Here is a 13,811-nt window from a genome sequence, read left to right on the forward strand (position 1 = left end):
AATGGACCGGAGCGGCGCATGTGCATGCTGGGATCACCTGTCCACTCCCCTGTGGATGATTACGGCGCCCGCGACTCCGTCGAACCGGTGACCGGATCACGTTCGCTCTCGATCGTCGGATGCGTGGCCTCGTCGTTCTCCCGTTCGCCGCCCAGATCGTCGCTGCCCGACGGGTTCTCCGCGACGATCCGGGAGACGCGGCCGTCGGGACCGCCCGCGGTTTCCACCCGCAGCGGCGCCGCGGCGAGTTCGGCGGGCACGTCCTCCGGCACGGCCGCCGTGATCAGCACTTGCTCCGCGCCGGCCGCGACGGCCGCCAGCGCGGCGCGGCGCCGTCGGTCGAGTTCGGCGAACACGTCATCGAGCAGCAGCACCGGCTCGGCGCCGGTGGCGCGCAGCAGTTCGAACGCGCCCAACCGCAAAGCCAAGGCGAACGACCAGGACTCGCCGTGGCTGGCGAACCCCTTGGCGGGCGAATCCCCCAGCATCAGGTCCAGTTCGTCGCGGTGCGGACCGACCAGGCACACGCCGCGCTCGAGTTCCCTCGGTCGCGCGGCGGCGAGCTCGCGCAGCAGGATCCCCTCCAGCTCCTCCTGGTCCTCCGGGCGCGGCGCCCTGGCCGGGTCCAGGAATTCCGGGGGCAGCGCGGCGCTGCGATAGGCGATCGCGGCGGGCCGCGACTCCGGGGCGATCGAAGCATAGGACCGAGCCAGATACGGCGCGAGTTCGTGCACCAAGCGCAGCCGCTGGGCGAGCAGAACGGACGCGTGCGCGGCGAGGTGCCCGTCCCACACGTCGAGGGTGCTCAGATCGGCCTTGGACCGAGCTTGCCGCCCAGCCGTTTTCAGCAGTGCCGAGCGCTGGCGTAGCACCCGGTCGTAGTCGCCGCGAACCGCGGCCAATCTGGGGAGGCGGATTGTGCACAACTCGTCCATGAATCGACGGCGCTCGCCCGGGTCACCGCGCACCAGCGCGAGATCCTCCGGCGCGAACAACACGGTTTGCAGAATCCCCAGGACCTCCCGCGTCCGGCGGACCGGTGAGCGGTTGATCTGCGCGCGATTGGCGCTGCCCTGGTTCAGCTCCACATCGATGCGGAGCTCGCGGCCGGTGTTGACCACCGTGGCGCCGACCCGGGCCCGCTCGGCCCCGGTGCGGATCAACGGAGCTTCCGAGGCGACGCGATGCGAACCGAGCGTGGCCAGGTAGCCGACCGCTTCCAACAGGTTTGTCTTGCCGTTGCCGTTCGATCCCAAGAAAACGGTTCGACCTGGGGATAATTCGAGTTCCGCATACTCCCACGAGCGGAAGTCACGCAGCGACAGAGTTCGGACGAACATCCGCTATCGCGCCCCTGCCTGGGCCGAAGCGGACATTCCCGCCGATCGGTACATCGTCGCCGTCCTGCGCGGATGCCCTACGGCGCGCCGCAGCCCTGTGGAGCACCTGTGGATAAAGTTCGCCCCCAACTGCACGTAAACCGATTTCTCCGACGTCGCTGGGGAGTTTCCAGCCGCATCACCGTTCACCCGCGCTGGACCACGCGGCGCGGATCCATACGGAACCAGGTCATGCACAGGCGATCAGCCCGGCAGCCGGACCGGCATCAGCAGATAGATGTACGGGCTCGACAACGCCGCGAACGTTCCGGAGTCGAGCACCTCGGGTTCTTCGTCGGAGGCGGGCAGCAGCACCGCGGGCCTGCTCGGCGTGGTGAAGCCGAAGGTGACACGGTCGGAGTGCAGGGCGGACAAGCCGTCGATGAGGTAGCCGGGGTTGAACGCGATGGTGAGCGATTCACCGCGGAAATCGGCCTCCAGCCACTCCTCGGCCCGGCCCGCGTCGTCACCGCCCGCGGACAGCAGCAGGCCGTCGGCGGAGAACTCCAGCCGCACCTGCGCGCCTCGTTCGGCGACCAGCGCGACGCGCTTGATCGCTTCGGTCAGCGCGGCGACGGCGAGGGTGGCGATGGAAGTGTGCTCCTTGGGGAGCAACTGGCGGAACTTGGGGAATTCCGCGTCGAGCAGGCGGGTGGTGGTCCGGCGGCCCGCGTTCACGATGCCGAGCAGGCCGTCAGACCCCGCACCGGTGCCCAGGGACAGCTGAACGGGCGCGTCGGAGGGCCCGAGCGTCTTGGCGGCCTCCGAGAGCGTCCTGGCAGGGATGAGCACCGAAGTCTCGATATCGGCGCGCGCGGGCTGCCACTCGATGTGCCGGACGGCGAGGCGGAACCGGTCGGTCGCCGCGAGAACGACCTTGGATCCCTCGATCTCGACGCGGATACCGGTCAGCATCGGCAGGGTGTCGTCGCGGCCCGCGGCGACGGCGACCTGCCCGACGGCCTCGGCGAAGACATCCACACTCAGTTCACCGGTCTGCTGGGGCACCTCGGGCAACTGGGGATAGTCCTCGACGGGCATGGTCGGCAGCGAGAACTTCGCGCTGCCACAGGTGATCAGCACGCGGGTGCCGTCCACGGAGACGTCGACGGGCTTGTTGGACAGCGCCTTGGTGATGTCGGCCAGCAGACGACCGGAGACGAGTACCTGGCCCGGGCCCGCGACCTCGGCCGCGACCCGCACCTGCGCGGAGACCTCGTAGTCGAAACCGGAAACGGTCAGACCGTCCTCGTCGGCGACCAGCAGCACGCCGCCGAGCACCGGAACCGGAGGCCGGGACGGCAGGCTGCGCGCCACCCAGGCGACGGACTCGGCGAAATCCTCGCGGGCGACCCGAAACTTCATGCTTGCAAGCTCCATCGCCCGATCTGTCCTCTCCCGGTTCCGTGATCTGTTGTCGGCTCGTCAGTGTCGGTGCTCGAAAGGGTCCTGCCGAATCGGCCGCCTTCGCAGTCTGGCACAGGCGACAGACATCAAACCGTACCCGCGCGAGCGACGTGCACCTAGCCCGACCCTCCGGCGCCATGAATAGGCGAGTCCTGAGCGCGGACGAGCGGGCGGAGCACGGGGACCGAGTCGGGGGCATACCGCGGGCACGGATGACGGATGCCGGTCCGGCTTCGGCACTCGTGGATCCCCTGTGGTCCTTGCGCAGAAACCGGGACCGCCGGCGAAGGTGCGGCGTCCGACCGACTTTCCACACACCCTGTTTTGAAGAGAGATCTCTAATGAGAAGAACTGAAGTAGTAGTAGGCGCTGTGGATTCTGTGGACTGCGCCCGAATCCGCTGCTCAGGGGGCGTGGTGCCGTGGGGATGGCCGTGGAGTGTCTCGAGGATGAACGCGAGGGGTCTGTGGAGGTTCCGCAGTTGTCCCAGATTCATCCTCGAGTGGTCCTCGAGTTGTTCCACCGGATTCACCCGGTTGTTCACACATGTGCACAGAATCGTGGACAGCTCGAGGATTCCTCGAGGACTCCACACGGACTCCTCGAGGAATCCACAAGGCCCGATCCGGACAGGTCCCAGGTCAGCGCCTGTGCGCAAACATGCCTGGGGAAACTGTGGAATTCTCCCTGTGAGGGGACTCGAGGAGGCGATCACCGCGCCCTGTTAGCGGATCGGTGGACAAACCAGTGGATTCCTCGAGGACTCCACAAGGATTCCTCGAGGAATCCACAACCCACAAAAAAGCACCGCCCCAGGTCAGGGGCGGTGCTCGGGTGTGGATACCGCTCAGCGAGAGCGCTGCTTGATCCGGGCTGTGAGTTCCTGCACCTGGTCGTAGACGCGGCGCCGCTCGGTCATCTCCTTGCGTACCTTTTTCTCCGCGTACATCACCGTGGTGTGGTCGCGGCCGAACGCCTGGCCGATCTTCGGCAAAGACAGGTCGGTCAGCTCGCGGCACAGATACATGGCGATCTGCCTGGCTTGGGCCAGCGGGCGAGCCTTACCGGGACCGGTGAGCTCCTCCAACGTGGTGTTGAAGTACTCCGCCGTGACGGCCATGATCGTGGCGGCGTTGATCTCCAGCGCCGCGGTGTCCGGCATCAGGTCGCGCAGCACCACTTCGGCCAGCGGAAGATCCAGTGGCTGGCCGTTCAACGAGGCGAACGCGGTCACCCGGATCAGCGCGCCCTCCAGCTCGCGAATGTTGCGCTCCACCCGGCTGGCGATCAGCTCCAGCACGTCGTGCGGCACATCGAGCCGGTCCATGCGCGCCTTCTTGCGCAGGATGGCGATGCGCGTCTCCAGCTCCGGCGGCTGCACATCGGTGATCAGTCCCCATTCGAATCGCGTCCGCAGCCGCTCTTCCAGCGTGGCCAGCTGCTTGGGGGGACGATCCGAGGAGACGACGATCTGTTTGTTCGCGTTGTGCAGCGTGTTGAAGGTGTGGAAGAACTCCTCTTGGATGCCTTCCTTGCCCTCGATGAACTGGATGTCGTCGACCAGCAGGATGTCGGTCTCGCGGTAACGGCGCTTGAACGCGACCTTGCGGTCGTCGCGCAGGCTGTTGATGAAGTCGTTGGTGAACTCTTCGGTCGACACGTACTTGACCCGCATACCCGGGAAGAGACGCTGCGCGTAATGACCCGCCGCGTGCAGCAGGTGCGTCTTGCCCAATCCCGAGGCGCCCCAGACGAACAACGGGTTGTAGGCGCGGGCGGGGGCTTCGGCGATGGCCACGGCCGCCGCGTGCGCGAAGCGGTTGGACGCGCCGATGACGAAGGTTTCGAAGGTGTACTTCGCGTTCAGGCTGGCCGAGGACGTCGACGGAGCGGGCGATTCCTGCGACTTGGCGAAGTAGGTGGGCCACGAGTTGCGGACGTTCACCACGGGCTCGTCGTCATGATCGCCGCGCGGACGTTCGGCGACCGGCTCACGTACCGGATCGTGCGCCGGTCCCGAGTCGTCGTCGGTGGTCTCGCGCAGCGGTGCACGGAGCGGGCCGCGCGCACTGCCAGGCGACGGTTCGGGGTTGAACAGTGACTCCTGCCCCGGCGGGATGGCAGACTCCCGGCGCGGCGGGAGTCCGGGTTCGCGGCGCGGTGCGGCGTCCGGCCCGGACATCATGGGCAGCTCGGCCGTCGTGGAGTACTCACCGTGCTGTGGATAGTCGGTATGGGCGTACTCCGGCTGGCGGTACTCCTCCGGCGGGGCGAAGTCCTGCCCGTAGTCGGCGCCGGGGTAGTCGGAGCTGTCGTTGTAAGGAGAAGCCGCGGGGAAGTCGGCGGCGGGTTGTGCATAACGCGGCCCCGGGTACGCGTCGCGGCCGGGGAATTCCGAACCGGGGTAGGAGGCGGGAGGCCGGCCTTCTCGTGGGCGCTCGGGCCTGCTCGTCATCCGCGCGTGCCGTGGGGTGTTGCTCTGGCGGTCGACGGTCGGGGTGGTCGGGGCGGCGATGCGGACGCCGAGTCCTTCCACCTGGGGGCCGAGCCTGCGGCCGAGGGAACGGAGGATGGGCTCGCGCAGATCGCGTTCGATGGCCTCCTGAGCCAGCGACGAGGGCACCGAGAGCAGGGCGAACCCCTGTGCGACCGTCAGCGGCTTGACCAGTTTCAGCCAGGCCTGCTGCGCCCGGGTGACCGGAGGGATGGCGCCGTCCGGCGATCCGGTGGTCAGCTCGCTCACAACCTCGGGCCATACCGTGGCCAGCACGTTCTGCTCGTCGTCCATGCAGTTTCCTCCCCGGAGTAGGTCGATAGGAGCAGACGGCCGGGGCACGCGTGGAAGGTGATGCTCGGGGGTGGTCCCGTGATCCTGCGTACGTCCGTAACCGGTTCGGACGCTGTCCGGGTCCCCCATCAGGACAGCGGCGTGGGCACCGTCGGCCCTACGAATATGCCACTCCAGGGGTCTTTCCACACAATTATCCACAGATGTGGAGAACCCTGGGGAACTGTGAAACGCGCGCCTGCGCGGAAAGGGCAACGCTGCGACCTGCGGTTCTACAGCAATCGTCTGGCTACGTACCTTAGTGGCCAGGCCTACGCGATGGCTAGGGGTGTGGACGAACTCACGGGGATGGCCGGAACGCCTGACTCCGGACGATCGATTCCGCCTGGTCGCCGGGGCCGTAGAAGAGGGGGGTCGAGTTTGACCCGTCTCGGACCGATCAGTACCCTCGTACAGTCACCCCTTGGTGCGGTGGCGGTCTTGTGCTGACCGCGTTTAGGTCGTGATCGACCGACTGTGCGCCAGGACCGACACGCGCCGATGATGACCAGACCTGCGATTCATTCGCGCAATATACGTATCACCGACAAGCTTCGGGCACCACCTGGTGCCCGCCTACTCGAGGAGTGTTGACCGTGGCCAAGGGCAAGCGGACGTTCCAGCCGAACAACCGTCGTCGGGCGCGGGTTCACGGCTTCCGCCTCCGGATGCGCACCCGTGCGGGTCGCGCCATCGTCTCGGCGCGTCGCCGTAAGGGCCGCGCCTCCCTCACTGCCTGATCTTCGCTCTCGGACGCTCGGGTGTTGCCTGAGCCGTATCGGTTGCATCATCGTGCCGACTTCTCCCGGACGGTGCGCCGCGGCCAGCGAATCGGGAGGCGTGATCTGGTCGTGCATGCGCTCGCACACGGGTATGACGGAGTTGTGGGCGCGAATGGACGACATGATCAGGTCCCGGACGACCTGCTGGTCCGCGTAGGCGGGCCGCGGTTCGGGTTGATCGTCAGCAAGGCGGTGGGCAACGCGGTGATTCGACATCGCGTTGCCCGCCGCCTGCGTCATATGTGCGCCCAGGTGGTCGACGAACTGCCGCCAGGGACCGATGTCGTGATCCGTGCGCTTCCGGGCGCCGCGACGGCTTCGTCGGAGGACCTGCTGCGCCAGGTACGCACCGCGCTGCGCAAGCTCGGCCTCGCCGCCGAGACGGGCGTGTCGACGGGCGGCCGGGCATGAGCCTTTGGGCGAAGATCGCCAGACTGCCCGTGAACGTGCTGATCTTTTCGATCGAGCTGTATCGGACCTACGTCTCCCCCACCCGCATGCCGGTGTGCCGTTTCACCCCGACCTGTAGCGCGTACGCGGTTACCGCACTGCGCACTCGGGGCCTGTTCATCGGGCTCGGACTGACGGTCGTGCGCTTGGCCAAATGCGCGCCCTGGCACCCTGGTGGGTGGGACCCCGTCCCGGAGCGGAAGCGGAGCACATCCTGCGCCGAGCCGGCGGACGGGTCAGCGACCGACGCGGCGACGCAGGAACCGAGCCTGCCCGCCGAACCGCGGTCGGAGCCGAACGCTTGTAAAGGATCGCCGCACGCGGTGATCGGCGACACGAACGACGGGAGTGCATAGAGCCGTGCTCGACTTCATTTATTACCCGGTGTCCTGGATCCTCTGGTTCTGGCATCGGGTCTTCGGGTTCGCGTTCGGCGCGGACAACGGTCTCACCTGGGCGCTGGCCGTAGTGTTCCTGGTGTTCACCTTGCGCCTGGTGCTCTACAAGCCGTTCGTCAAGCAGGTGCGCACCACCAAGCAGATGCAGGAACTGCAGCCGCAGATCAAAGAGCTGCAGAAGAAATACAAGAACGATCGCCAGAAGATGGCGGTCGAGATGCAGAAGCTGCAGAAGGACAATGGTTTCAACCCGCTGATGGGTTGCCTGCCTATCCTCGCTCAGGTCCCGGTGTTCCTCGGACTCTTCCACGTGCTTCGCTCGTTCAACAGGACCGGCCACGGCCTCGGTCAGCTCGGGATGACGCCGGAGCAGAACGCGAACACCGCGAACTACGTCTTCAGTGCAACCGATGTCCAGTCCTTCCTGAGCGCCCGTATCTTCGGCGCGCCGATCTCGGCGTTCATCACCACACCCGTCAACGAACTGCAGGCATTCGCCAGCTACGGCGGCGTACCGAGCAAGCTGAGCATCGCGCTCGTCGCAATTCCCCTGATGGTCATCGCGGGTCTGGCAACCCACTTCAACGCCCGCGCGTCGGTGGCACGGCAGACGCCGGAAGCCGCGGCCAACCCGCAGGCCGCGATGATGAACAAGCTCGCGCTGTGGGTGTTCCCCCTCGGCGTGCTCGTCGGTGGCCCGTTCCTGCCCATCGCCATCCTGCTGTACTGGGTCTCCAACAACATCTGGACCTACGGGCAGCAGCACCTCGTGTTCGGTCGCATGGCGAAAGAAGAAGAAGCCAAGAAGCAGGCGAAACTGGAGCAGCGCGCGCAGAACGCGCCGAAGCCCGGCGCCAAACCGGTCAACGTGAAGAAGAAGCCGGCATCCGCCGCCGCGGCCGATGCCGGGTCGGACGAGGACACTGCTGTCGCATCGACGAATGGCACCGCGAAGCCGTCGAAGCAGGCCGCGGCTCAACGCCGACCGGCCGGCCAGAAACGGCCGGGCAACCGGGGTAGGGCGAATCAGAAGCGCAAGCGCTGACGACCGATCGGTGGGCTGACCCGCCCACCTCGACCGCTGAGCAACCCTTGATCGCGAATACCGCCCGGCGGCGATTGCCCGGCGCGCGCGATGAGCAGATGAAGGAAATCAAATGACTGTTGAGACCGACGGAGGGGATGCCACCGTGGCGACGACGATGGCGAACGCCGAGGCGGACACCGGCGATGTCGTGACCGATGCCGAGGAAGCGCTCATCGAGGAAGGCGAGATCGCCGGCGACTACCTCGAGCAGTTGCTCGACGTACTGGACTTCGACGGCGACATCGATCTCGACGTGGAAGGCGACCGCGCGGTGGTGAGCATCGACGGCGGACGTGATCTGACGAAGCTCGTCGGACGCAACGGCGAGGTGCTCGACGCGTTGCAGGAGCTGACTCGTCTCGCCGTCCAGCAGGCGACCGGCGTGCGCAGCCGACTGATGCTGGACGTAGCAGGGTGGCGGGCCAAACGGCGGTCCGAACTGAGCGAGCTCGGAGCGGCGGCGGCGCAGCGAGTGCTGGACTCCGGCGAGCCGGAGTCGCTCGCACCCATGACGCCGTTCGAGCGCAAGATCGTGCACGACGCGGTGGCCGCCGTGGAGGGCGTCAGCAGCGAGAGTGAAGGCGTGGAGCCGAACCGGCACGTGGTGGTCGTTCCCGGCTGACCCACGGCATCTCCAAGCGGGCGGCATGTTTCGCGGCCCGCACGGGTAGTGGTTGGATAGGGCCTCTGGTCTTCGGATCGGGGGCCTTGTTCGTGTCCGGAGCCCGATTGCTCGCTCGTAGATCGACCCGAGTTCGGAAGGATGTTTCACGTGGAACGAGATCTCGGTGGAGCCGCCGCGGTACCCGCGGAGCTGGAGCCACCCGCGTCGGCGGCCACCGTCTTCGGCGACCGACTCGATCTCGCGCGTCGATATTGCACAGCGCTCGCGACCGCGGGCGTGGAGCGCGGCTTGATCGGCCCACGCGAGGTGCCCCGCCTCTGGGATCGCCACATCCTCAACTGTGCAGTCCTCGGAGAGTTGATCGCTGAGGGAGCGTCCGTGGTCGACATCGGCAGTGGCGCCGGCTTGCCCGGTATCCCGCTTGCGATCGCGCGGCCGGACCTGCGGATCACCCTGGTCGAACCATTGCTGCGCCGAACCGTGTTCCTGAGCGAGTTCATCGAATCGGTGGACTTGGATGTAACCGTGGTGCGAGGACGGGCCGAGCAGTCCGGTGTGATGAAAGAAGCCGGTGGCGCGGACGTTGTCACCTCTCGTGCGGTAGCCCCGCTCGGCAAACTCGCTCAGTGGTCACTCCCCCTCCTACGCGACCACGGGCACATGCTCGCACTCAAAGGTTCCAGCGCAGCAGAAGAACTGGAACGTGATGGCGCCGCGCTGGCGAAAGCCGGAGCCGGCAATGCGGTCGTGCTGCAATGCGGTGTCGGCCTGGTGGCCACGCCGACAATGGTGATCAGCGCCGAGCGGCTCCCCCGCGCCGAGCGCAGTTCCCTGCGACGGGCCGAACGCGCGGTCGAACGCGAAGGTAAAGCAGGGCGGACGGCGGCGAAGGAGCGCGGGCGCAAGCGTGCAGCGCGCAAGGCCAAGTAGAAGCTTCGATGCCGAAGGTTCCATGCCCGACCTGGGACGTGGGCGCATTTCGTCACTCTGACGAAATGATGAAAGTCGAACACGGGCAAGCGGATATGTTCGCTACCCCGGAATCCCACCGCGATCGCCATCGGCCGCGCGAAAACATCATCCAGGCGTGCCGAGTCGCCCGGCTGTAGATCCGTATCAGGCAGGCGCGCCCCCGCATTCGCGCGTTGTCCGCGTCGATTTCGACGCGGCGGATCCGCAGGGGCTGTGGACTGTTCGCATCCAACGTCAGTGCCTCGCGTCCGTCGGACACGTTGCTGGCAAAGGGACACCAGCCCGTTCACCCCGAGGGAGGCGACAACAGGACCGCGACGTTTGGCGGCGCCCGACTCCCGAGGAGGATCCATTCGAGGCAGTGGCGAGGTCGCTTCACTGGTTGGGCGACGTCAAGTCGAAGGGCTGCCGCCTCCGTATGTTTCACGTGGATCCGAGCCAGAACACGCGGTTCGTAGCCAGCACGCTTGAGCATCCCAATGTTTCACGTGAATCAGTCGGCTTCTTGTTGGGCCACGACGTGTCATGCGTTGTAGCCGCCGCTCGCGGCCGGGTGAGGTCGGAAGGACCATCTTCGGCAGGAGGGGCGGGCACGGGCGGGAGCCGGTGCGATCATCCACCGCGCGACGGTTAATGGAGTCCTCTGCATCTCTGAAGATCGCGGTGCGGCAGAAGATCTGCCGCTTCTAGGAGCGCTGTGCGAACGAGCCTTCGGTGTCCTCTTGCAGACGGACGTTAGCCGAGCGTGACTACGTGTGCCTCGCGGCGCGGCAGGCCAAGCCAGTCCGTTGAGTATTTGGATAGCGCCCTCGCGTCATGCCGGGTTGCGGAGCAGAAACGGTCGAGTGTTCTACGCCCGGGGCCATTCCAATTGCGTCCCCGACTTGGTTCGCGCCAACGACGCACATGCGGAGCGGTGAGGGGAGTGCGCAGAGGCGAAGGTGAGTGCGCGCAGAGTGGATGTGCGGCTGCGCAGATGAGAGGAGTGCGCGAATAGCGATAGCGGGGCGCATTCTCGAGGGGCGCAGATTGGTGAACCGCGCAGAAGAGTTGAGCGCGCAAGGTGTGGCGTACGAAAAGAAAAGGAGCAAGGCGCGCCAACGCAGTAGATGTGCACGGAATGACGGAGGGCACAGACGGAGGCGGAGGCACGGAAGGGTGGAGACGCGGACGTGGTGGGCACGAGAGCCGAGGGGGCGCGGACGAGCGGAAGGCGCGGACGAGCGGAGGGCGGAGAGCGCGGAAGGGCGGAAGAGCGCGAGAACCGAGGGCGCGGACGAGCGGTGGGTACGGAAGAGCCGGGGTGCGCGAGAACTGAGCGCGCGGAAGGGCGGAGACGCGAGAACTGAGCGCTCGGACGAGCGGTGATACGGAGGAGTCGAGGGCGCGGACGAGCGGAGCGCACGGACGAGCGGTGACACGGAGGAGTCGAGCGCGCGGACGAGCAGAGGGCGCGGACGAGCGGAGGTCGCGGACGAGCGGAGGTCGCGGACGAGCGGAGGTCGCGGACGAGCCGAGGAGCGCGCGAGAACCGGGCGCGCGGACGAACGGTGGACACGGAAGAGCCGAGCGCACGGACGAGCGGACGCGAGGAAGAACTGAGCGCGAGGAAGGGTGGGAGAGCGCGAGAACCGAGAGCGCGCATGAGCGGAGATCGCAGAAGGTGAAGAGCACGCACGAGTGAAGGGCACGCACGAACGAAAGGCGCGAAAGACCGGAGGGGCGGTGAATTTGGAGGGGCAGTGGGGTGGGTATACAACACGGGCATGATGCGGCTGTGCCCGCGATAAGCAAGTCTTCGGCTTCCGTGTCCACCGCTCGTCCGCACGCCCAGTTCTTGCGCTCTCCCGCAATGGACAGGCGGTGGGCCCCGAGGTGACTCCCCCTCCCCTGAGCCAACGCCCACGCTGGAGAATGGTTGTCTGCCGGTGGGGCGACCAGTGCACCGAGTCGCGAGCGGTGGGCCATCTGCGGGCGCTGCGTGCGCAAGCTTGGAGATTGCGGCACACGATGATTCACGTGAAACATCGTGTGCGGTGATGAGCAGAGGGCTGAACCGAGTGGCTGATACTTCCCCTCAACTCAGGTCGCCAGCGGCCGATCTTCCATTGGCGATGCGGTTGCGTATGCTCCAGCTTTCCCGGCGGAGCGCTTCTCCGCCTCTGCCACACTCGATCGCTGCCGCATCCCAAGCGGAACGCCGATGGCTCAGTGCGGCGCGCAATGGAACCTCGACCGCTTCCGCTCAGCAGCCCTGGCATGACGCGAGTGCGATCCAGGCACCCGACGCCGATGCACTCCCAAGGCATGGTGGAATCCCCTGTCCGTGATCGCCATCGGCCGCTGCAACGTCCATCGCCTCGTCGTCCGCCCCTTCGTGGCCAGGCGAGCCCATCCCATGGAACGAAGAAGCATCCCTGGACGGAGGACGCTCGTCGAGGCGGCCGGAAGCAGGTCGGCCAAACCGTCGCTGCGACCCAGCTGTCCGGTCTTCGATGCTGGGTCCGCCACGTGAGGTCGAACCGTCCCGCCCCCTGGTTCGCGGCCAATGTTTCATGTGAAACAGCGCGCGTGGCGGAGTGAATTCGTGCGGATTTGCGTGTCGCTTTGCGCCTCGCCGCGATTCAGCTTTCTTAAACCGCTCAGTGCTGGCAAGCTAGTGTCCGTCGGGCGTGAGCGTAGGTGCCACGGAGGGATCTGGTTGTCACAGCGGCGAGGAGCTCCGCTCGGTCGATCGGGCGCCGCGGACCCGGTTGTGCATCGTGTTCGATCCGACAAAGGCTGTTGCTGGCACGGCGCCGATCTGTCCTATCGCGCGTACGTGTTCTGAAGTTTCTCGGGTTAGGAGCTGTCTATGTCGAGCGGTCCGGCGAATGTTTCACGGGAAACAACGTCGCGCGTGCCGGGGATGCTGGACTCCAGCAATTTCGACGCGGAGGCATTCGGAAATACGCCGTTCGGGCACATCTCCCCCAGTGAGACCCCGATCGCTGCCGAAGCGCAACGTGCAAGTCAGGTCCTCCATCCAGGAAAGGTGACTGTGCCGAAACCGCACGAGCAACGCATCATCACGATCGCCAATCAGAAGGGCGGGGTCGGGAAGACGACCACCACCGTGAATCTGGCGGCTGCCCTGGCGCATCAGGGGATGACGGTTCTCGTGATCGATCTCGACCCACAGGGCAACGCCAGCACCGCCCTGGGCATCGAGCACCATTCGGGCGTTCCCTCCAGCTACGAGTTGCTCATCGGCGAGGTCTCGGTGAGGGACGCGATCCAGACGAGCCCGCACAGCGAGCGTCTCCTGTGCATCCCCGCGACCATCGATCTGGCGGGCGCCGAGATCGAACTCGTGTCGATGGTGGCCAGGGAGGGTCGGCTGAAAGCCGCGATCCAAGAGGCGAACATCGCCGGTTACGACATTGATTACGTGATGATCGACTGCCCGCCTTCCTTGGGTCTGCTGACGGTGAACGCGCTCGTCGCGGCGAAGGAGGTGCTGATCCCGATCCAGTGCGAGTACTACGCGCTGGAGGGCGTCGGTCAGTTGCTCCGCAATATCGGACTGGTGCAGGCGCACCTGAATCCGGAGCTCCACGTGTCGACCGTGATCCTCACGATGTACGACGGTCGCACCAAGTTGGCCGACCAGGTCGCCGAGGAGGTCCGCGGGCACTTCGGCGATGTTGTGCTGCGGTCGGTGATCCCACGCAGCGTGAAGGTGTCGGAGGCGCCGGGTTACGGCATGACGGTGCTCGATTATGATCCAGGCTCCCGGGGCGCGATGAGCTACCTGGATGCCGGACGCGAGATGGCGGCCCGCGCGGTCCCGCGCGTCGCCGCGACGAAGTCGGCGGAGTGACTCGGCGGGCCGGGTCGCCGCC

The 13,811-nt window shown here is 66.5% G+C and carries 10 protein-coding genes; 7 read left to right on the plus strand and 3 right to left on the minus strand.

Annotation, left to right across the window (positions count from 1 at the left end):
• Window positions 1-59 precede the first annotated feature (59 nt).
• The 3 genes from recF to dnaA all read right to left on the minus strand — a co-directional run bounded on the left by recF (window position 60) and on the right by dnaA (window position 5,574).
• Window positions 60-1,340, minus strand: coding sequence for a DNA replication/repair protein RecF (recF, locus tag ACGF7Y_RS10035; RefSeq protein ID WP_393231621.1), 1,281 nt, complete (start codon window positions 1,338-1,340; stop codon window positions 60-62).
• 243 nt (window positions 1,341-1,583) lie between these two features.
• Complete coding sequence (dnaN, locus tag ACGF7Y_RS10040; protein WP_357040996.1) at window positions 1,584-2,759, minus strand: DNA polymerase III subunit beta; 1,176 nt, start codon at window positions 2,757-2,759, stop codon at window positions 1,584-1,586.
• 874 nt (window positions 2,760-3,633) lie between these two features.
• Window positions 3,634-5,574 carry a chromosomal replication initiator protein DnaA gene (gene dnaA / locus ACGF7Y_RS10045; protein ID WP_393231624.1) on the minus strand — a complete coding sequence of 647 codons (1,941 nt, stop codon included), beginning with the start codon at window positions 5,572-5,574 and terminating at the stop codon, window positions 3,634-3,636.
• Window positions 5,575-6,209: 635 nt separating this feature from the next.
• Here dnaA and rpmH point away from each other — a divergent pair.
• The 7 genes from rpmH to ACGF7Y_RS10080 all read left to right on the plus strand — a co-directional run bounded on the left by rpmH (window position 6,210) and on the right by ACGF7Y_RS10080 (window position 13,789).
• Entirely contained in the window at window positions 6,210-6,353 is a 144-nt protein-coding gene (rpmH, locus tag ACGF7Y_RS10050) for a 50S ribosomal protein L34 (protein WP_006550910.1), read from the plus strand.
• A gap of 21 nt (window positions 6,354-6,374) precedes the next feature.
• Window positions 6,375-6,806: a ribonuclease P protein component gene (rnpA, locus tag ACGF7Y_RS10055; RefSeq protein WP_357041003.1), complete on the plus strand. Its 432-nt coding sequence runs from the start codon at window positions 6,375-6,377 to the stop codon at window positions 6,804-6,806.
• Window positions 6,803-7,201 (plus strand): membrane protein insertion efficiency factor YidD, encoded by a 399-nt coding sequence (gene yidD, locus ACGF7Y_RS10060; protein WP_393231630.1) that lies wholly within the window; start codon window positions 6,803-6,805, stop codon window positions 7,199-7,201. Before rnpA ends, yidD begins: the two co-directional genes overlap by 4 nt.
• Before the next feature lie 4 nt (window positions 7,202-7,205).
• Window positions 7,206-8,288, plus strand: coding sequence for a membrane protein insertase YidC (gene yidC / locus ACGF7Y_RS10065; RefSeq protein ID WP_393231633.1), 1,083 nt, complete (start codon window positions 7,206-7,208; stop codon window positions 8,286-8,288).
• A 157-nt stretch (window positions 8,289-8,445) separates the two neighbouring features.
• Entirely contained in the window at window positions 8,446-8,952 is a 507-nt protein-coding gene (locus ACGF7Y_RS10070) for a protein jag (RefSeq protein WP_051175727.1), read from the plus strand.
• A gap of 141 nt (window positions 8,953-9,093) precedes the next feature.
• A complete protein-coding gene (gene rsmG, locus ACGF7Y_RS10075; RefSeq protein WP_357041010.1) occupies window positions 9,094-9,885 on the plus strand; it encodes a 16S rRNA (guanine(527)-N(7))-methyltransferase RsmG in 792 nt (263 codons plus the stop codon).
• 2,950 nt (window positions 9,886-12,835) lie between these two features.
• Complete coding sequence (locus ACGF7Y_RS10080) at window positions 12,836-13,789, plus strand: ParA family protein (protein ID WP_040871376.1); 954 nt, start codon at window positions 12,836-12,838, stop codon at window positions 13,787-13,789.
• Window positions 13,790-13,811 lie beyond the last annotated feature (22 nt).

The sequence above is a fragment of the Nocardia sp. NPDC047654 genome, from assembly GCF_043205035.1.
Taxonomy (GTDB): Bacteria; Actinomycetota; Actinomycetes; order Mycobacteriales; family Mycobacteriaceae; genus Nocardia.

Excerpts from the sequence above, each read along its gene's own strand:
- dnaA (WP_393231624.1), bottom strand. The coding sequence starts at position 5,574 with ATGGACGACGAGCAGAACGTGCTGGCCACGGTATGGCCCGAGGTTGTG.
- recF (WP_393231621.1), bottom strand. The coding sequence starts at position 1,340 with ATGTTCGTCCGAACTCTGTCGCTGCGTGACTTCCGCTCGTGGGAGTAT.
- yidD (WP_393231630.1), top strand. The coding sequence starts at position 6,803 with ATGAGCCTTTGGGCGAAGATCGCCAGACTGCCCGTGAACGTGCTGATC.
- rsmG (WP_357041010.1), top strand. The coding sequence starts at position 9,094 with ATGTTTCACGTGGAACGAGATCTCGGTGGAGCCGCCGCGGTACCCGCG.
- ACGF7Y_RS10070 (WP_051175727.1), top strand. The coding sequence starts at position 8,446 with ATGGCGAACGCCGAGGCGGACACCGGCGATGTCGTGACCGATGCCGAG.
- ACGF7Y_RS10080 (WP_040871376.1), top strand. The coding sequence starts at position 12,836 with ATGCTGGACTCCAGCAATTTCGACGCGGAGGCATTCGGAAATACGCCG.
- dnaN (WP_357040996.1), bottom strand. The coding sequence starts at position 2,759 with ATGGAGCTTGCAAGCATGAAGTTTCGGGTCGCCCGCGAGGATTTCGCC.